At 31.6% G+C, this 19,833-nt stretch carries 16 protein-coding genes; 6 read left to right on the forward strand and 10 right to left on the reverse strand.

Features of this window, described 5'->3' with window-relative positions; translation table 11 throughout:
• Positions 1-43: 43 nt before the first annotated feature.
• The 3 genes from WNY78_RS11200 to WNY78_RS11210 form a co-directional block, all read right to left on the reverse strand.
• Positions 44-2,284 (reverse strand): RNB domain-containing ribonuclease, encoded by a 2,241-nt coding sequence (locus WNY78_RS11200; protein WP_342873292.1) that lies wholly within the window; start codon positions 2,282-2,284, stop codon positions 44-46.
• Positions 2,285-2,479: 195 nt separating this feature from the next.
• Positions 2,480-3,664, reverse strand: coding sequence for a T9SS type A sorting domain-containing protein (locus tag WNY78_RS11205; protein ID WP_342873293.1), 1,185 nt, complete (start codon positions 3,662-3,664; stop codon positions 2,480-2,482).
• 108 nt (positions 3,665-3,772) lie between these two features.
• Positions 3,773-5,236 (reverse strand): T9SS type A sorting domain-containing protein, encoded by a 1,464-nt coding sequence (locus tag WNY78_RS11210; protein WP_342873294.1) that lies wholly within the window; start codon positions 5,234-5,236, stop codon positions 3,773-3,775.
• Between the two features lie 620 nt (positions 5,237-5,856).
• Between WNY78_RS11210 and rpiB the strand changes: the two genes are divergently transcribed.
• The 3 genes from rpiB (at position 5,857) to WNY78_RS11225 (ending at position 7,847) form a co-directional block, all read left to right on the forward strand.
• Positions 5,857-6,291, forward strand: a complete 435-nt coding sequence (gene rpiB, locus WNY78_RS11215; protein WP_342873295.1) for a ribose 5-phosphate isomerase B — start codon at positions 5,857-5,859, stop codon at positions 6,289-6,291.
• 104 nt (positions 6,292-6,395) lie between these two features.
• Complete coding sequence (locus tag WNY78_RS11220; RefSeq protein ID WP_342873296.1) at positions 6,396-7,307, forward strand: cation diffusion facilitator family transporter; 912 nt, start codon at positions 6,396-6,398, stop codon at positions 7,305-7,307.
• A gap of 96 nt (positions 7,308-7,403) precedes the next feature.
• Entirely contained in the window at positions 7,404-7,847 is a 444-nt protein-coding gene (locus WNY78_RS11225; protein WP_342873297.1) for a GNAT family N-acetyltransferase, read from the forward strand.
• On the opposite strand, the gene WNY78_RS11230 is transcribed toward WNY78_RS11225, so the two are convergent.
• From WNY78_RS11230 to WNY78_RS11245, 4 genes are all read right to left on the reverse strand, one after another.
• Positions 7,844-8,707 carry an OmpA family protein gene (locus WNY78_RS11230; protein WP_342873298.1) on the reverse strand — a complete coding sequence of 288 codons (864 nt, stop codon included), beginning with the start codon at positions 8,705-8,707 and terminating at the stop codon, positions 7,844-7,846. The genes WNY78_RS11225 and WNY78_RS11230 overlap by 4 nt on opposite strands.
• 66 nt (positions 8,708-8,773) lie before the next feature.
• Positions 8,774-10,408, reverse strand: coding sequence for a S41 family peptidase (locus tag WNY78_RS11235; protein WP_342873299.1), 1,635 nt, complete (start codon positions 10,406-10,408; stop codon positions 8,774-8,776).
• 14 nt (positions 10,409-10,422) lie between these two features.
• On the reverse strand, positions 10,423-10,800 hold the full coding sequence (rnpA, locus tag WNY78_RS11240) for a ribonuclease P protein component (protein ID WP_342873300.1): 378 nt from the start codon (positions 10,798-10,800) through the stop codon (positions 10,423-10,425).
• Complete coding sequence (locus WNY78_RS11245) at positions 10,801-11,610, reverse strand: S24 family peptidase (RefSeq protein ID WP_342873301.1); 810 nt, start codon at positions 11,608-11,610, stop codon at positions 10,801-10,803.
• 217 nt (positions 11,611-11,827) lie between these two features.
• Here WNY78_RS11245 and WNY78_RS11250 point away from each other — a divergent pair, with 217 nt between their 5' ends.
• A complete protein-coding gene (locus tag WNY78_RS11250) occupies positions 11,828-13,678 on the forward strand; it encodes a CBS domain-containing protein (RefSeq protein ID WP_342873302.1) in 1,851 nt (616 codons plus the stop codon).
• A 5-nt stretch (positions 13,679-13,683) separates the two neighbouring features.
• Positions 13,684-14,892, forward strand: coding sequence for a succinylglutamate desuccinylase/aspartoacylase family protein (locus tag WNY78_RS11255; protein WP_342873303.1), 1,209 nt, complete (start codon positions 13,684-13,686; stop codon positions 14,890-14,892).
• Between the two features lie 31 nt (positions 14,893-14,923).
• Here WNY78_RS11255 and WNY78_RS11260 read toward each other — a convergent pair whose 3' ends face one another.
• From WNY78_RS11260 to WNY78_RS11270, 3 genes are read right to left on the reverse strand one after another with little or no spacing between them, the layout of a single operon-like run.
• Entirely contained in the window at positions 14,924-16,801 is a 1,878-nt protein-coding gene (locus WNY78_RS11260; protein ID WP_342873304.1) for a M1 family metallopeptidase, read from the reverse strand.
• A 20-nt stretch (positions 16,802-16,821) separates the two neighbouring features.
• Positions 16,822-18,441, reverse strand: a complete 1,620-nt coding sequence (locus WNY78_RS11265; protein ID WP_342873305.1) for a S8 family peptidase — start codon at positions 18,439-18,441, stop codon at positions 16,822-16,824.
• A gap of 7 nt (positions 18,442-18,448) precedes the next feature.
• On the reverse strand, positions 18,449-19,324 hold the full coding sequence (locus WNY78_RS11270) for an MBL fold metallo-hydrolase (protein WP_342873306.1): 876 nt from the start codon (positions 19,322-19,324) through the stop codon (positions 18,449-18,451).
• Between the two features lie 149 nt (positions 19,325-19,473).
• Here WNY78_RS11270 and WNY78_RS11275 point away from each other — a divergent pair, with 149 nt between their 5' ends.
• The gene (locus WNY78_RS11275) at positions 19,474-19,809 is read left to right on the forward strand and encodes a DUF202 domain-containing protein (RefSeq protein ID WP_342873307.1); all 336 of its coding nucleotides are present in this window, start codon (positions 19,474-19,476) and stop codon (positions 19,807-19,809) included.
• Positions 19,810-19,833 lie beyond the last annotated feature (24 nt).

A 19,833-nucleotide genomic window follows, 5' to 3' on the forward strand; every position in this document is an offset into this window, starting at 1 on the left:
TAGCACAAAATTTCTAATGTTTTATATTTCCGAAGTGAAGAAATTATTCTTCAACATGTTTACCAATCAAGGTAAAATCTAGATGTTTCTTTACTAAATCGGTGTTTTTAACTCTTACAACCACCTCATCACCAAGTTGATACATGGTTTTAGAGTTTTTACCAATAAGTGCATAATGATCTTCATCAAAGACATAATGATCGTCTTTCATATCACGAACGCTTACCATACCTTCACATTTATTCTCAATGATTTCTATGTAAATTCCCCAATCTGTCACACCTGAAATAACACCTACAAAATTCTCGTTTTTATGATCTTCCATAAAACGAATTTGCATGTATTTGATAGAATCTCTTTCTGCTTTTGTAGCTAGATTTTCCATGTTACTAGAATGGTTACATTTGTCTTCATAGGCATCTTGATTAACCGATTGTCCGCCATCTAAATAATGCTGCAACAAACGATGTGCCATGACATCTGGATAACGACGAATTGGTGATGTAAAGTGACTGTAGTAGTCAAATGCCAATCCGTAATGACCAATATTATGTGTCGAATATTCTGCCTTACTCATCGTACGAATTGTTAAGGTATCTACTAGATTTTGTTCCTTTTTACCGTTAACCTCTTTCAATAAATTATTTAATGAAGAAGACACACTTTTTCTGTCTTTAAAATTCAATTTATATCCAAAACGTCCAACTACATTTTGAAGTGCAGCTAGTTTTTCATCATTAGGTTCGTCGTGAATACGATACACAAATGTTTTCTTTTGTTTCCCTACAAACTCACCTACTTTTCTGTTGGCTAATAACATAAACTCTTCAATGAGTTTATTAGCGTCTTTACTGGTTTTAAAGTACACTCCTACTGGGTTTGCGTCTTTGTCTAAATTGAATTTTACCTCAACCTTATCAAAAGAAATAGCACCATGACTCATACGTTTACGACGCATAATTTTAGCTAATTCATCTAATTTTAAAGTGGCTTGAGCGACTTCTTTTGAGGTTTGATATTCCTTTCCAGAAATTGCTACTTCTTTAGGAATGGTTGTATCTATTTTTTCTGGATTACTTAGAACTTCACTTCCGTTCATTCCAATATTGTTTTCTATAATTGCTTGTGCTTCTTCGTAAGCAAAACGTGTATCTGAATAGGTGACTGTTCTACCAAACCATTGGTCTTTAATTTCGGCTTTATCATTCATTTTAAACACTGCAGAAAAGGTATACTTCTCTTCATGTGGACGTAATGAACAGGCTCCATTTGATAAAATTTCTGGAAGCATTGGCACGACTCTATCTACTAAATATACAGATGTTGCACGCTCGTAAGCTTCATCATCTAAAATGGTACCTTCTTGTAAATAGTGAGAGACATCTGCAATGTGGATTCCAATTTCAAATAATCCATCATCTAAAACTTTAAATGATAATGCATCATCAAAATCTTTGGCATCTTTAGGATCAATTGTAAAGGTTAAATCTTTTCGCATGTCGCGACGTTTAGCGATTTCTTCTTTAGTAATTGAGGTGTCTATTTTATTAGCAAACTCTTCTACTTCATGCGGAAATTCTAATGGTAAACCATATTCTGCAAGAATAGCATGAATTTCGGTATTGTGTTCTCCTGGTTTTCCTAAAACTTTTAGGACTTTCCCTGAAGGAGAATCGGCTTTTTCTGGCCATTCCTCTAGAGATACTAATACTTTGTCACCATCTTGAGCTTTGTTGATCTTGTTGATAGGTACAAAAATATCGGTATGCATTTTATTACCATCAACAATAACGAAAGCAAAATTCTTTTTCTCGTGAATTTGGATGACACCAACATACTCGCTTTTAGCACGTTTGATGATGTTTGTGACTTCACCTTCCAACTTACCACGTTTTCTGCGTTTGTATGCATAGAATTCAACCTCATCGCCATGAAGGGCTTTGTTCATATTATTTGAAGCGATATAAACATCATCTTCAAAATCGTCGCTTATGATATATCCAGCACCTCTAGATGCCATATCTACGCGACCTATATGATATTCTGTATTAACAATGGCTTTAAATTTACCACGATCTACCTCTTCAATTTCTTGCTTAGCTTTGAGTTCTTGAAGTTTTTTTATAATTTGATTTCTACTACTTGCATCATTAACACCTAGTTTAGCAGCAATTTGTTTATAGTTAAAAGTGGAGTTTCTATCTTTTTTTAAAATACTTAGAATTGTATTTGTAAGGTTGGAAATCTTGTTATGTGAAGGTTTCCTGTGTTTCTTTTTACTCATTTAATTTGTAATCATTTCTATTTCCTAAAAGTGTTAGGAATTCTTTGTTTTTCAACTTAATAATAGGAGGAGAGAAGCTATTAAGTTTATGCAAATCTACGGTTTAATTTTTAAATGATGTTTCTAGACCGTTAAATTAATGAAAAAGAGCTGTTAAATTAACAACTCTTTTACATATTATATTTTGAATTTTATTTAATCTATGATGAGCTTTTTTGAGCTTTTTCCTTTATTAGTTAACACATCAACAATATAAGTACCATGAGATAATGACGCTGTATTAATGTTTTTTTCTTTTGAGGTTAACACCAATTGACCTAGCATATTATAAACATTAACCTGCTCTAAGTCTATTAAAGGATTTAGCTTTAGGGTAACTTGTGTAGAAGCTGGGTTTGGATACATAATAAAACTTACTTGTTCGTTATCTAAAGTACTTAAGACCTCTTGAACTTCTAGTATCACTTCTGTTTCTGTATAGGTAACATTCCAAGTATAGTCAGAAGGTAAGTTTATTGTTGCGAAGGTCCCTGTTATTTCACCTGCTGTTAATATAGTAAATGTATCACCAACTGTAGGTGTAAAGTTATTTAATAACAGTATATCTAATGTACCATTTAAGTAAGCATAATCAGTAATAGCTAATACATCAAAACTTGTTAATGTTTCTAATTCCATTTGTAAGCTAGCAGTAGCACTTTGAAAATAATCAGCATTAACAGTATAGGTTCCAGGTGAATTTCCTGGACTTAAAGTACCATAATTTGAAAAACTTCTTTCATGAATACCTATTCCAAAAAATGTCCCATAATTACGTAATGGTCCATCACTTATTACAATTCCTTGATTATAAAAAGACCCATAATTATCAATGTTGTCATCATTAAGTATGACACTTAAATTACTATTAATTAAACTTCCTGATTCATAATTAATAATGAAACCAGAATTATATAAAAAATCGTTATTAGCGATGGTTCCAAGGTTAGTAATAAATCCGAAAGCATTTAAGTCGCCTTCATTATTTATATCACCTACATTTTCTATAAATGCTGTAGAATTAATAGTTAAAACACTTGAGGTTGTATTATGTAGTAATCCATTATTGTATAAAAAGTTAGGATTAGAAATAAATATGGTTCCATTATTAGTAATAGTTCCTTCATTAGTAACATCGGTCGTGATACTAACATCTCCTACTATATCAACTGTATCTCCAATATTTATGGTTGTTCCTGGATAAGAAGGTGTCCAATTTGGTACATCTGTCCAATTTCCAGTTCCTGTAAATGTATACGTCGTTTGAGCGTTTATACCTAGAGTCGCTAACAAACAAAATAGAGTTAAAATAGGAGTGCTACAAAGTAATCTTAGTTTCATAGTTAAGCTTTGTACAAATATAAAATAATGTAATAATGACACATATAAAAGTAATAAAATACTGTTAATCAGTAATAAAAAACGTTATACGACCATATTTAGGTATCGCTATTCAATAATTAGCTGTTTAGAAGATTTTCCTTTATTTGTTATTATCTCCACAATATAAGACCCACTTGATAATTTTGAAGTATTTATTGTTTTTTCTTCGGAAATTAAAACTGCTTGACCTAAAATATTGTAGATCATTACTTTTTGTAATTCTACTGAAGGATCTAATTGAATTGTAAATTGATTTTTTGTTGGGTTTGGGTAGATACTGAAATCAATATTTAATAAGTTATTTACTGATAATAATGCTGATAAATCATAAACCCTAGCTTGTCCTGTCATGTTAGCTCCTATTGCTCCAAAAGCAATTATATTTCCATCTGATGAAATACTTACGCTTTCACCAACACCTTCAGTAGCTGCTAATCCATCTATATCATTTCCAATTTGAATCCAATCAGTATTAATAAAGTTAAAAATATTTACTCTCCCAGAATTAGTACCAAATTCATCATTTCCAGGTGCACCAACAACAACTATTAAACCATCTGAGGAGATACTTACACTCCAACCAAAAAAATCATTTATTGCTTCTCCATTAATATCCTGTCCTAATTTAGTCCACGAATCAGATTCATATTTATAAACACGTACTTTCCCAATAAAATTGTTAGAATACATTGCTCCTACAGCAACCACAGAACCATCTGAGGATAAACTCACACTAAAACCAAGATTATCATTTTCAGCTTCTCCATTAATGTCTAAACCTAATTGTGTCCAAATACCATTTATGTTTTCATAAACTTTTACTTTTCCAGAATTATTACCGTTTTCATCATTAAAATGTGCTCCAATAGCTACTATAGAACCATCTGAAGACAAACTTACACTTATACCAAAATTATCTTCTTGAGATCCTCCATTAATATCATTACCCACTTGAATCCATGTACCTGTTTGAAATTGATATATACGAACGTTTCCAGTAAGAAAATTACCAAATAATGATCCTATAGCCAATGTAGAACCATCTGAGGATAAATTTAAACCTACACCAAATCTTTCACCTATTTCTTGTCCATTAACAAGTTGAAAACTTCCATAAATATCTTGTCCCATTTGTATCCATATATTATCTACATTTTGATAAATTTGAACAAGACCAGAATCTTCTCCATTACCATCATTTCTTGATGCTCCAATAGCAACTATAGAACCATCTGAAGATAAACTTACACTTATACCAAATCTGTCATTTAATTCTACTCCATTAATATCACTCCCTATTTGAGTCCATACTCCTCCTATATTTTCATATATACTAACATAACCAGTATTGGAATTACCACCACTATTATTACCAACACCTCCAATAGCTACTACAGAGCCATCCGAGGAAACGCTAATACTTTCTCCAAAACGATCAGAATTAGAAAGTCCATCAATATCCTGCCCAATCTGAACTTGTCCCAACCCTAAAAAAGGCAACAACAATAAAAGCAACGTCATTTTTTTCATAACTATAGTATTTTCTTTCAAATATAGAGAATCATTTCAATTCGCTTCAAAATTTTGTAGTTATCAACATATATATACATAACATCATTTTTCTTTTAAAATTTAAAAAATAAAATGGTGGTTATTATAGTGTGTTAATAGTGACTATAACTTTATTAGGTTTTACTTTGATAAGTCACTTATCACAATTACTTAATACGTAGTTAACATTAATTTTACATATAAAGCACTCATTTCTAATCAAATTTATAAAGCTATTAACAGCTGTTGATAACCTATGTTGACAACTCAAACTTAATAAGTATTTTACTTTTTTGTGTTGGTATCTCATAATATGAATGCTAATAACTTCACTAAAAAAAATGACTAACTTTTTAGGTTATCAATTATAAGTTCGTGATTGTGAAAATTAATGGATAATCCTAATAAAAGTTTTAAGTACTTAAGATAAGATATGAACAAGTAATGAATACAAAAGACTATAGATGTTAACAGCGCGCATTTCCGTAGAAAACAACATTTAAAAACAAACGTATTAATTATGAATAACTATCTAAGTCTTAACATGGATATGTTATTAGCAATTATTAACTTTAAGGTTTTAAACAACATACTATATTATGACGATTTCAATAGGTAACGATCACGCAGGAACCGAGTATAAACAAGCTATTGTAGCACATTTAGAGGCTAAAGGTTATACTGTTAATAACTACGGAACAAATACAAACGACAGTGTAGATTATCCAGATTATGTACATCCTGTTGCTAGTGATGTAGCAGATAAAAAAGTGGATTTTGGTATTTTAATCTGCGGAAGTGGAAACGGTGTTGCAATGACTGCAAATAAACACCAAAAAGTAAGAGCTGGAATTTGTTGGACTAAAGAAATTACTGAACTCACAAGACAACATAATAATGCTAATATTTGTTGTATTCCTGCACGTTTTACAGCGTTGCAGCAAGCCATACAAATTGTAGATACTTTTTTAGATACTAAATTTGAAGGTGGACGTCATCAAAACCGTGTAGATAAAATTCCTGTTTCGTGTTAAAACTGTCATTCAGAGCGAAGCGAAGAATCTCATTTATTAAATAGATTCTTCAGTCACTTTGTTCTTTCTGAATGACAATATAAATTAAAATAATTTTTCTAAAAATGGGTCATTCACATAACCACTCACACGATCATGGTGATTTAAGAGGTAGAAATCTTATCATTTCTATTCTTTTAAACATCGTTATTACGGTTGCGCAAGTTATTGGTGGATTACTCTCAGGTAGTTTATCTTTATTGAGTGATGCGCTTCATAATTTTAGTGACGTTGTTTCATTAATCATTAGTTATATTGCTAATAGACTTTCAAAACGGAAAGCATCTCTTCAAAAAACATTTGGTTATAAACGAGCTGAAATTTTAGCAGCTTTTATTAATGCTGCTACCTTAATTATCGTTGCTATTTTATTAATTATAGAAGCGGTTAAGCGTTTTCAGAATCCGCAAGACATAGAATCTAATCTCGTCATTTGGCTGTCGTTAGTTGCTATTTTAGGTAATGGGTTTAGTGTGCTTTTATTGAAAAAAGATAGTGAGTCTAATATGAATATGAAAAGCGCATATCTTCATCTATTAACAGATATGATGGCAAGTGTTGCCGTTTTTATTGGTGGATTATTAATGAAGTATTATCAATTATATTGGGTAGATAGTGTGTTAACTTTTGCTATTGCATTATATCTTATTTATATGGGTTATGATTTATTAAAAGATTCTATTAAAGTATTAATGTTATTTACTCCAGATGAGATTAAAGTAAAAGATATTGTAACTCAGATACAACAATTAGAGGCTATTAAAAATGTACATCATGTTCATATATGGCAACTCAATGAAGAAGAAATTCATTTAGAAGCGCATATTGATTTTGAGGAAGATATTACCTTATCTCAATTTGATGTGATATTACATGAGGTTGAGGAGTTGGTGTTTCATAACTTCGGAATAAATCATGTTAATATCCAACCAGAATATGGAAAATGTGGAGATAAGGATGTGATTGTACAGGATTAACTGAATTAGAACTGTCATTCCGCACTTGATGCGGAATCCATAATTAAAAAATGAGATTGCCACGTCGCACGCTCTTCGCAATGACAAACTAGAACTATGATAGACATAAAAGTAAAACCCTTTAAAGACCTTACAACTCAAGAACTGTATGATATTCTTCAATTAAGAAGTGAAGTTTTTGTTGTAGAGCAAGATTGCGTCTATCAAGATATTGATGGGAAAGATCAAAAAGCATTACATATTATTGGTTTTAAAAACAATAAAGTTGTGGCATACACTAGAGTATTTAAACCTGGTGATTATTTTGAATATGCAAGCATTGGTAGAGTAGTAGTGAGTGATAAAGAACGCGAACATAAATATGGTTATGATATTATGAACGCTTCTGTAAAAGCTATTAAATCATATTACAATGAGACAAAAATCAAAATTTCTGCTCAAGTCTATTTAAAACGCTTTTATAATAATCTAGAATTTTTTGAAGTAGGAGAGGAGTACCTAGAAGATGGGATTCCGCATGTTGGGATGATTAGAACTTAATTCTCATTTCTACTGGTTGTTTGACCAACATAAGTAATTAAAATCTCTACACGACGATCTAATTTAGGTTCACCACCTAACGGAAATTTTCTACGCATACCAACATATTTCATACGTCGTTTATTCACACCTTGTTTTGCTAGATAATCATAAATAAATTTAGCTCTAGCAACTGATAGGTTTCGTTTTTTAGTTTTACGATCAATAGCATCTCTACTATTTTTAGTACAGCACACATGACCTTGAATGGTAAAGTATAAATCTTTACGTTCTACTAATATCGCAGCAAGCTCTTTTAAAGTTTCTTTAGATTCGGGTAATAGTTTACTATAACCCGTTTTAAATAATATATTGTTGAGTTCAAACTTATCACCTGCTTTTAGTTCTCCTTTTAAAAGCTCTGTAGCTTCTCTCTTTTTTGCATTTGCTACTTCTGGAGTGTCTTTAGCTTTAGGCGGAAATACAGAAGACACAATAATTTCAACTTTACGATTAAGACCTCGTATTTTACTCAAATCATCTTCTTTGATCAGTTTTAGTAATATTTTACCTTTACCATCAACATTTGTAATCACAGACTCGTCAAACTCGTTATTAGAAAATATAGTTTTTATAGAATTAGCGCGTTCTTGAGATAGTTTTAAATTATAGGTATCACTGCCTCTATCATCTGTAAACCCGTAAATAGATATTTTAGCGATATCTATGCTTTCAATTTCAGATAAAAACATCAATAATCTATTGTGTTCTGTTGGAGGTACTTCAAATTTATCGGTTTCAAAATAGACTTCATGAGTCATTTCCTTTTGAGCGATCAAAAGTTGCGAAAATAGAAGCGTTATAAGTAGTAGTTTTTTCATATTAGTATTGAAAACATAAATTAAATATAATTGTTTTTATGTTTTAGTGAAACTTTTTAATTGATATCAATCAAGGTAACCCAAGTAATTATTTGGATTTTTTAGGATTTCTACACCTTTTTGAATTTCAAAATTATTAGCAATATAATAGGTATAAAGACCTTCTCTATAGAAATATCGTTTTACAATTTCATCAGATAATAAGGATAATAATTGGTCTTTATTTTTATCTATCGCTTTGTTTTTATAAGTGTTTAATGACGAAATTAAGTCAGAATAGTTTGCATCAATTTCGGTATCTAATTGCTCTTCTTTTGCAACAGTAATAGCATCTGCGAACGCTTTTTCTGTTTTGGTTTCAAAATTAAAATCATTAGCTTTTAAGAAGCTTTTAAAGTTTTTAAAATCGGTATCAGTCAATTTAAAATCCTTTAAATCTGTTACAGTATTGTTATAATAGTATTCTGTTCCGTATTTAAAAATTAAGTTTTCATTGATAATAGCTTTAGTAATTGGACTCAATTTAGTTTCATCCAATTCTAAATCTGGCTGTACGCCTCCACCATCATAAACAGTTCTTCCTTTTTTAGTTTTAAAGGCATTATAATTTTCTTGTTTTGTACGTGTTGCTTTCCCGTTTTCATCACGATTCCAATAATCAAGTGCTTGTATGCAACGTCCAGAAGGTGTGTAATATCTAGAAATTGTTATTTTCATTTGCGTACCGTACGTTAATTTTTTAGGTCGCTGTACCAATCCTTTTCCAAAACTACGAGCTCCAATAACCACAGCACGATCTAAATCCTGTAAAGCACCAGATACAATTTCACTTGCAGATGCACTTGCACCATCAATTAAAACAACCAACGGAATCTCTGTATCCATAGGTTCGTTTTTAGTATAATATGTTTTGTTATATTTTTCTACTTTAGATTTTGTGGTCACAACCAATTGATTTTTAGGTACAAAAATATTAGTAACATTAACCGCTTCTCTTAATAATCCACCTGGATTTCCACGTAAATCTAAAATTAGTTTTTCAGCACCTTGATTCTTTAAATCTCGAAGTGCAGATTTAGTCTCAGCTGATGTTTTGGCGTTAAATTTCCGAAGAACAATATAACCCGTATTTTCATTTATCATTGAGTAATGTGGGACTGCATGGATATCTACAGCTTCTCGTTGTATCGTTGCATTTTCGGTTTTACCTTGTCTAACATAAGTAACTTCAACACGTGTTCCTGCGCCACCTTGTAACAAGTTTCCTGCATCATCTTTAAAATCTGCAACGGTCACATTATCTACTTTGATAATTTCATCTCCTGCTTTTAATCCAGCCTTATCTGCTGCATAACCTTTGTAAGGCTCCACAATAACTAAACGATCTTTTAAGGTTAAAACATTCGCTCCTATACCTGTATAATCTCCTGCATTATTGATTCTCGCAGATTCTACATCTTGCTCGTTATAGTAATTTGTGTAAGGGTCTAAATCTGCAAGCATGCTTTTGATTGCAGTATCCATCAAATCTCCAGGATTAGTATCGTCAACATAATTCATGTTGAGTTCTTTAAAAAGCGTTGTAAAAATTTCTATTTGCTTAGCAATTTCGAAAAAGTCACTTTTAAATGCGGTTCCACTAAAAAATATAGTGAGCGCTAAAAACGGAATTAATACACGTTTTTGTAGTAGTTTTTTCATGTGATCAATATCATTTATTTAGTAGACACTTTTTTAGAAAAGGTCTCTAAAAGTTGTTTCATTTTTTTATCTATGGAATCAAAATCCGTTCCATCCTTACCAATGTACAAAATCATTAACGTAAAACATGATGAAATGTTGTTAAAATACACACTTTTGTTTAGACGGTATGCTTCTCTCATTAAGCGTTTGATGCGATTTCTATTAACAGCTTTTTTAAAATTTCGTTTACTGACAGACACACCAGTTTTAAATTGTGTACCATCATCAAACTCTGTTTTTAGATATACCATACGTAATGGGTAAGCACTAACAGATTTCCCTTCGGAAAAGAGCTGTTCTATCAATTTCTTGCTTTTAAGTTTTTCTTTTTTGGGGTAAGAAAATGACATCTAGTTTTTAGAATTTTGAGACACCTTATATTGGAGATCTATGAGTTTACTTTCTAGTTCATGAAGCCTATCATAGACATCAATAGGCTCTGGCATTTGTTTAGATGCGAACATTGTCACATACCAAACTTCCATAATATCTTCTGCATTTATTGTAAATGTGGGATAGTTTCCATCTTTGTTATCACTTTTTAAGATGAGTTTGCCTCGCTCTTCAATACGATTGATGACACGCTTTAAAACGACACCATCATTTTTACTAATGATGATATAAACTCGACCATCTTTAATGTCATTAAAGTCTTCAACATAACGGCCAAAAACCATATCACCATCAAAAAAAGTACGTACCATTGAGTTGCCTTGAACTTCAAAACATCTAAATGTACCATTGGTTAGTTGAGGCATATGAAATGCAGGTAAGGTTTCAATATATTCTGCATCACCATAACCATCCAAATAACCAGCTCTTGCTTTTGCAGGTACATAAACCACATTTTCTTCCCCTTCTGGAGTGGTAGAAATCACTTTTGGCATTCCTGAATATGTTGGAGTATTTACGACTTCAAGCTTTAACATGACTGGACTTTTTCCGAAGAGATAATCAGGATTGATATCAAACTCATCAATAATTGCAGAGAGCACATCATAACCTGGTTTGGTTTTTTTACGAGAACCATCTGCTTGAGGTCTACCATTAACAATACTGTCTACGGTAGTTCCTGTCACTCCAATTCGCTTTGAAAACGCATAATTATTAAGCTGAAAATGATTAATAATTGCCGTGATTTTTTCGTCTATAGTTGTCATAATCTTAAAGATTATAAAATTACTTAAAAATCAAACATTTGTGTAATTTGAAGCGACTTTCTTTAGAAGAAAAACACTCAGACTGATGTTTAACGATTCCTATAATTTTACAAATCCAGTGAGTAATATTAGAAATAGAACATTTTACGCATGATTTTAATCATTTTTTAACCCTAAAAGTTGAACTAACTTTAATTGGATTTAAAACAATTAAATTATGGGAAATTTAAACGTTACTAAACTTTCAAATAAGAAAGATAAAGCTAATTATATACATCAGCTAACTAAAGATATTGAAGCTTTAGATTATATGATTAAAAACGATATGATTGAAAAAGCACCTATTCGTATTGGTGCAGAACAAGAGTTTTGCTTAGTTAATGAAGAATTTTTACCTATTGGTAATGCATTAGAAATTTTAAAAGATATTGATGATGATCATTTTACTACTGAAATTGGAAACTATAACCTTGAGATAAATTTAGATCCTTTTGAACTTAAAGGAGATTGCTTTTCAAAATTGCACCAACAACTTAAAGAACTCTTAGATAAAGCGAAAACAGTTTCCAAAAAATACAATACAAAAATTGCACTTATAGGTATTTTACCAACATTATCGCTTAAGCATATAACGATAGAGAATATGACACCTATACAACGTTATTATGTGCTTAATGATGCGATAAAGGAATCTAGGAAACAACATTTTAATATTCACATTAAAGGTGTAGATGAACTTAATTTGTTACATGATTCTGTGATGTTAGAAGGTTGTAATACGAGTTTTCAAACCCATTTACAAGTGCATCCTGATGATTTCATAAAAAGCTATAATTGGGCTCAAGCTATTTCTGGACCTATACTTAGCGTATGTGCAAATTCACCTTTTCTCTTCGGAAAAGAATTGTGGAGCGAAACCCGAATCGCATTATTTACTCAAAGCGTTGATACAAGAGCTAATTCTTTTTTATTGAATGAAAAACAATCTAGAGTTAGTTTTGGAAATAATTGGGAAACCGGAAGCATCTCAGATATTTTTAAAGATAATATCTCAAGATTTAGAAGTTTGATTTCTTCTGAATTTGAGAAAGATAGTATGGAAATGTTAGAAAACGGTGAGATACCCAAGTTAAAAGCCTTAAACCTTCATAATGGGACAGTCTATCGTTGGAATCGTGTATGCTATGGTGTTGGAGGAGGAAAACCACATTTGAGAATAGAGAATAGATATATACCTTCAGGTCCAACAATGAAAGATGAAATTGCTAATATGATGTTTTGGGTTGGTGTTTTAGTTGGACGATCTAAATCTGAAGATAATATCCATGAAACAATGGATTTTAAAGACGCCAAATCTAATTTTTTCACAGCTGCAAGATATGGAATGGCAGCACAATTTCATTGGAAAGGCAATCTCATTTCTAGTAAACGACTAATTTTAGATGAATTACTACCAATGGCATACAGAGGACTTTATAAAATGGGTATTTTACCTAGAGATGCAGAAAATTACTTAACTATAATTGAAAATAGGGTCAATATCCATATAGGTGCCGATTGGCTCAAGAAAAGTTATAGAAATTTATTAATAAGGAAAAAGCCTATAGAAGCATTACAAGTCTTAACTGCAAATATGTATTTAAAGCAAGAGAATGATTATCCTGTCTCTTCATGGGAGGTTTTAGATAAAGAGGCTCATACTACTTTTGATATCGATAAAAAGGTGGTACATATTATGAATACAGATTTGTTTTCTGTAGATAAAAAAGATAGCTTAGAACTTGTTATCAATATAATGAAATGGAAAAATGTGCACCACATGCCAGTTATAGATAGTAAAAAAGATTTAGTTGGTTTATTAAGTTGGGAAGATGTAAAAAACCATCTCGATGAGATTGAAGAAAGCACAAAATGTGTTCAAAATTTCATGAAAGTCGAACTCATAACCATAACTAAAGAAAAACCTATAGCATTCGCAAAACAGTTAATGTTAGAACATAAAATTAATTGCCTACCTGTTGTGAAAGGTAAAAAACTAATAGGCATATTAACCTCTAATGATCTTTAAAAGTTATGACGCAAGTCTATAATAAAGCCATACAGAAAACGATGTCTATTAATCGCATTCTAGGTCACATTAAAGGATATCAAAAAGGCGCAACAATTGTTTTTTTTGCAGGTATTCATGGGAATGAAACCGCTGGTGTATTTGCATTAGAAGATGTACTTAAAACGATTAAACCAGAAACCGTTAATGGTACTATCTATGGAGTTTCTGGTAACCTTAAGGCCTTAGAAGAGAATCAAAGGTATCTAGACAATGACTTAAACCGACTTTGGACAAAAGAACGTTTAGAAGCTCTACAATTAAAAGAACTATTCAATACTGAAGAGCAGGAACAAAATAAGTTATTAAAACTAATAGAGCAGATTATTAGTTCTAATTCTGGACCATTTTATTTTATTGATTTTCACACTACATCAAGTAAAACGCTTCCTTTTATTACTATTAATGATGCATTAATTAACAGAAAGTTTTCTCAGTTATTTCCTGTTCCAATTGTGTTAGGTATTGAAGAGTATCTAAATGGTCCGCTATTGAGTTATATCAACGAATTAGGTTATGTTTCCCTTGGCTTTGAGTCTGGACAACATGATGAAAAAGAAGCCATAGATAATTGTATTTCTTTTATATATTTAGCTTTAGTCTATGCTGAAATTTTACCCAAAGAAACCATCCTTCAGTTTCAAGAATATTATAATCAGCTTCAAAAAAACGCAAATCATTTATCCGAAATTTTTGAAATTGTATATTTATATCGCATCAAAGAAGATGAAGTTTTTAAAATGAACAATGGTTTTAAAAGCTTTCAGAGTATTGAGAAAGGAACAATTTTAGCAACGAGTAATCAACAGAATATTGAATCTACTTATAATGCTAGACTTTTTATGCCCTTATACCAATCTAAAGGCAAAGAAGGCTTTTTTATAATTAAGCGTATCAAACCTTTTTTCTTAAAACTTTCAGCAGGATTACGGCATATAAGATTTGATAATCTTTTAGTCTTGTTACCAGGTATATCATGGTATAATAATGATAAAAATGTACTAAAGGTCAATTTAAATGTTGCAAAATTTTATGCTAAATCTATTTTTCACTTGTTAGGATATAGAAACAAAAAATTATACAAAACTCATTTACTACTTTATAAAAGAGAACGTACCTCTAAAAATGAGATTTATAAAAATCAATCATGGTACAAAAAAAGCCACAATATTTAAATTGTAGCTTTTATATATGATAAATAATATATTAGTCTTCTTTCGCTATAGAATACACATTATTATCAGGTTTCACATCTGCCATCAATCCTCTAGGATCAATCTGCACAGATTGTACTGCTTTAGACGTTTCAAATGTATAAGTTGGATATGCCCAAGCCCAATCGTTTTTTATAGTTGATGAGGTTTGTTTTGTACCACGCATCATACGTAATGGGATGTAAAAATCTTCAGTAGAACCATCTACATAGGTTACAGATAAATCTATTGGCATTGGCATTAAACCTATACGTTCTAAAGTGACTTTATTATCTTCTACACTTTTAACAGCATAATCAATAGTATTAGTTGTTTGACCAAAATCAATGAGATACCAATCTAATTCTAATCCAGACACACGCTCTGCAGTACGAACAATATCCATTGGTTTTGGATGCTTAAAAACAAAATCATTATAGTACTTTTTAATTGTTGCTTTTAAATTTTCATCTCCAATAATATATCCTAATTGTGAGATAAAAACAGCACCTTTACTATATGCTGAAGCACTATAAGCGCTATTAATTGCATAACGATCTGCATGTGTGGTTAAAGGTTGTTCATTACCAGAATTTGCTAATCTAATGTAACCAGCATAAGAACGACTCAACGGATTTTCTTTTTTATAATCCATAATTTCATCCATAGCTAAAGTAGAAATATAACTTGTAAAGCCTTCATCCATCCATTCGTGCTTTGATTCATTTGTTGCTAATAAAAACTGAAACCAAGTATGTGCCAACTCGTGAGCTGTGACACCAACTAAGCTACCATAACTACGTTTTCCTGTGATGAGTGTTGACATTGCGTATTCCATTCCGCCATCACCACCTTGTATCACAGAGTATTGATCGTATGGATATTTACCTATATGCTCACTAAAATACTGCATTAATTCAACCGTTTTAGGTTGCATTTTTTTCCAGTTTTCTAGATTCTCTTGTGGTAAATCTTTTTTATATAAAAAGTGAAGCATTGGTCCATTAGGAACTTGCATCGTATCATGAATATAATCTTTATCTGCAGCCCAAGTGAAATCATGAACATTAGGCGCAACAAAATGCCAGGTATTTGTTTTTCCTCTCTTCTTTTTTACTTTTTCTTCGGAAATGTAACCGTAACCAATCTTGTCTGCATTTTGCAAATTACCAGTACCACCAATAATATAGTCTTTATCAATAGTGATTTTCACATCAAAATTTCCCCAAACTCCATAAAACTCGCGTCCTATGTAAGGATCTGCGTGCCAACCTTCAGTGTCATATTCTGCTAATTTTGGGTACCATTGTGTCATTGAAAGCGCAACTCCTTCTTTATTATTTCTTCCAGATCGACGAATTTGCTCAGGCACTTGACCAACAAATTTCATATCAAAATCTACAGTTTCTCCTGCTTTAATAGGAGTCTCTAAATCTACAATCATCACAGTACCTTCAATCTCGTAGTTTAGTTTTTTTCCATTAAGTTTAAAAGAGGATACTTTTATAAATCCGATTTCATCGTCTTTTAATTTTGAAATGCGACTTTCATAAATAGGGTTTTCCTTAGTACCAAGATTTGTAACCATTCTACCATCAGGATCTTTGATGCTTTGTAATCTTGCATCCATTTCACTACCAGGTTGAAAAGCATTAAAGAACAAATGGTAGTACACACGATTTAAATCATCTGGTGAATTGTTAGTATATTCTATGTTTTGTTTTCCAGTAAATTGATAGGTGTTTACATCCATATCAATAGCCATAGTATAATCAGCTTGTTGTTGCCAATATTGGTCTGTTTTATATTCTATTGTGTTGTTTTGCGCATTAATTTCCGAAGAAAAAAAGGTGACACATAACAATAAGAGTGTACTAAATTTATATATCATAATTGTTTTTTCTACAGAAATTAATTGGCATTCGCCATTTGTGATGCCATAATCAACGCGTTATAAGCATTAACAATTCTTCCAGATTTTGAGATTTCACTAAGTGATTTCACTTGATTATCAGTTCCTACAGTTACTTTTGCTTTGATAGGTAAACCTGAATCCATTAAAATTTTCTTTACTTGAGCAGCGGTTAAACTTGGGTATTGTGAACGTATCAAAGCAGCAACTCCTGCAACATTTGGAGCAGCCATTGAAGTTCCGCCTTGAAATTCATATTCGTTTTCTGGCATGGCAGAGTAAATGTCACTACCTGGAGCAAAAACGTCAACATTCACTTTTCCAAAGTTAGAAAAATCAGATACCATTGTTGATCCATATTTATAAGTTAACGATCCAACTGTTATCACATTATCAGACACTTCTGGACCTGTACCTATGGCATCATTAGGGTAATTGTGAGCCACATCAATATCTTCACTATCATTTCCTGCTGCGTGAACAAAAAGGACATCTTTATCTGCTGCATATTTAAGAGCATCACGTACCCAATCACTATGTGGAGAGAATGATTTACCAAAACTCGCGTTGATGATTTGCGCACCATTATCTGCAGCATAACGAATTGCTAAAGCCACATCTTTATCGTATTCATCTCCATTAGGTGTAGAGCGAATTGCCATAATTTGCACATTATTAGCAACACCTTTCATGCCTTTGTTATTGTTGCGTTCTGCTGCTATAATACCAGATACGTGTGTACCATGACTTTCAGCTTTTTCAGAAGGTCTTGGATTATTATTACCATAACCAGGTTTGTCGTATAAGTCATTAGGATCATCACCTGTTTTACGACCTTGTAAGTTTTTGTTGAGGTTAACATTGAGGCGATCATTGATTTCTTCTACGCCTTCTTTAAACACTTTCTTAGCATTTGCAATAGACTCTAAATCATTAGCGTATACAAATTGTGCAATCTGTATGGCTTGACCTAATTGCTCGTCTTGAGTTTTTATTGCGAGAATTTCTGCTTTAGTATAATCTGCTTTGCCAAAATGTTTTTTAAATATGTCATCTGCCATTGAGACATACTGAAGGTTTTGTTCTGCATTGGTTTTGTAACTCAAAAATTTTTGATATTCTGAGTTATACAATGCTTCTGCTTCAGCATATCTAGGAGCATTTTTATCTCCTGCAGCTAATAATCTTACATATTCTAATTGTTCATCATAACCATCTCCAACAAAATTCCAACCGTGGATGTCATCAATGTAACCATTATTATCATCGTCTTTTCCATTGTTTGGGATTTCCTTTTTATTAGTCCAAAGAACATCATCTAAATCTTCATGATCTAAGTCTGTACCACCATCAATTACAGCTACAATAACTGTTTTTCCTTTTTTATTTTTAATAATCTCACTATAAGCTTTATCAACACTCATTCCCGGAATGGTATCTTTTACTAAATCTAAATGAGCCCATGATTTTTTTTCGCTTTCTGTAAGTGCTGCTTCTTTAAGAGGAGATGTGTCTATATTTTCTATAGGTGTAGAAAGCACTCCTGTTGTTGCGCCACAACCAAATAGAATGGTTGATAGAAATAACGAGTATAAAAATGGTTTAAAAAATTTTATCATAGTAGTATTAGTTAAATATATCGTTTGTAGTAAATGTATCTTTTAGTCGTACACCTTTTTCGGTATGTTGTACTGTTATAATTTCATTGTGAGCATCATGCTCTAAAAACAAATAAAAGTTTTGGTCTGCAGCAAGATTTAAAAAGCGCTCTTTTTCATCTAGTGTTAACAAGGGTCTTGTGTCATAACCCATAACAAAAGGTAGTGGTAAATGACCAACTGTTGGTAATAAATCTGCCATGAAACAAATGGTTTTCCCATTGTAATTTATCATTGGAATCATTTGTTTTTCGGTATGACCATTAGCAAAAAAGATATCGAATCCTAGTTGAGAATTTTTTAAAATATCTCCCGAATCACTATTGGGATGCGGAAGGTTAGTGAATTTCAACTGACCACTCTCTTCCATTGGCATTATATTCTCTTTTAAAAACGACGCCTTTTCTCTTTTGTTTGGTTTTGTAGCCCATTCCCAGTGATTTTTATTACTCCAAAAATGTGCGTTTTTAAAAGCGGTTTCGTAACCTGTTTTATCGTTGTTCCATTGTATGCTTCCTCCACAATGGTCAAAGTGTAAATGGGTCATAAAAACATCTGTAATATCATCTCTATGAAAACCATGAGTTTTTAAGGATTTGTCAATAGAGTCATTTCCCCAAAGGTGATAGTAGCCAAAAAACTTATCACTCTGTTTATTTCCCATTCCGGTATCAATTAAAATCAACCTGTTTCCATCCTCAATGAGCAAACAGCGTGCCGCAATATCTATCATATTGTTGGCATCTGCAGGATTTGTTCTATTCCATAAAGACTTTGGGACAACGCCAAACATAGCACCACCATCTAATTTAAAATTACCAGCATTAACAGGATATAATTTCATATAAAAAATAATTGAAATGCAAATTACTAAAACCAATAAACATTGATTGAGTTTAGAACCAATTATTGAGGTATTTTTAACATATTTAAAGCAACTTTATTTCTTTTAAAATTAAAATGATTTAAATTTATGTTGAAAACCTTTTTCCTATGAAACACACACCGAAAGTCAAAAAAATGAAATTATTGAGATTTGGTCGTGATTTTGAGCCAGATCAAAAAGTAATATTGAGAGATTATCTAGCAATAGAAAGAACTCGATTAGCAAATGAGCGCACCTTACTCTCGTATATTAGATCATCACTTTATTTATTATTAGGAGGAATAGCTTTTTTTCAACTAAAAGAATTCTCCAACTTCAAGTATTTAGCATTATTATCCTTAATTTTTAGTGTCATTTTTTTCATAATAGGAGTTTATAGATTTACTCTGTTAAAGAAAAGTTTAAAACAAGTCTATTATAAATCTGAGGAGCAAACAAATTAGTTGAGTTAATAGATTTTAAATACC

Origin of the sequence: Psychroserpens sp. AS72, from assembly GCF_038900375.1 — a bacterium.
GTDB lineage: Bacteria > Bacteroidota > Bacteroidia > Flavobacteriales > Flavobacteriaceae > Psychroserpens.

Excerpts from the sequence above, each read along its gene's own strand:
- WNY78_RS11200 (WP_342873292.1), bottom strand. The coding sequence starts at position 2,284 with ATGAGTAAAAAGAAACACAGGAAACCTTCACATAACAAGATTTCCAAC.
- WNY78_RS11205 (WP_342873293.1), bottom strand. The coding sequence starts at position 3,664 with ATGAAACTAAGATTACTTTGTAGCACTCCTATTTTAACTCTATTTTGT.
- WNY78_RS11210 (WP_342873294.1), bottom strand. The coding sequence starts at position 5,236 with ATGAAAAAAATGACGTTGCTTTTATTGTTGTTGCCTTTTTTAGGGTTG.
- rpiB (WP_342873295.1), top strand. The coding sequence starts at position 5,857 with ATGACGATTTCAATAGGTAACGATCACGCAGGAACCGAGTATAAACAA.
- WNY78_RS11220 (WP_342873296.1), top strand. The coding sequence starts at position 6,396 with ATGGGTCATTCACATAACCACTCACACGATCATGGTGATTTAAGAGGT.
- WNY78_RS11225 (WP_342873297.1), top strand. The coding sequence starts at position 7,404 with ATGATAGACATAAAAGTAAAACCCTTTAAAGACCTTACAACTCAAGAA.
- WNY78_RS11230 (WP_342873298.1), bottom strand. The coding sequence starts at position 8,707 with ATGAAAAAACTACTACTTATAACGCTTCTATTTTCGCAACTTTTGATC.
- WNY78_RS11235 (WP_342873299.1), bottom strand. The coding sequence starts at position 10,408 with ATGAAAAAACTACTACAAAAACGTGTATTAATTCCGTTTTTAGCGCTC.
- rnpA (WP_342873300.1), bottom strand. The coding sequence starts at position 10,800 with ATGTCATTTTCTTACCCCAAAAAAGAAAAACTTAAAAGCAAGAAATTG.
- WNY78_RS11245 (WP_342873301.1), bottom strand. The coding sequence starts at position 11,610 with ATGACAACTATAGACGAAAAAATCACGGCAATTATTAATCATTTTCAG.
- WNY78_RS11250 (WP_342873302.1), top strand. The coding sequence starts at position 11,828 with ATGGGAAATTTAAACGTTACTAAACTTTCAAATAAGAAAGATAAAGCT.
- WNY78_RS11255 (WP_342873303.1), top strand. The coding sequence starts at position 13,684 with ATGACGCAAGTCTATAATAAAGCCATACAGAAAACGATGTCTATTAAT.
- WNY78_RS11260 (WP_342873304.1), bottom strand. The coding sequence starts at position 16,801 with ATGATATATAAATTTAGTACACTCTTATTGTTATGTGTCACCTTTTTT.
- WNY78_RS11265 (WP_342873305.1), bottom strand. The coding sequence starts at position 18,441 with ATGATAAAATTTTTTAAACCATTTTTATACTCGTTATTTCTATCAACC.
- WNY78_RS11270 (WP_342873306.1), bottom strand. The coding sequence starts at position 19,324 with ATGAAATTATATCCTGTTAATGCTGGTAATTTTAAATTAGATGGTGGT.
- WNY78_RS11275 (WP_342873307.1), top strand. The coding sequence starts at position 19,474 with ATGAAACACACACCGAAAGTCAAAAAAATGAAATTATTGAGATTTGGT.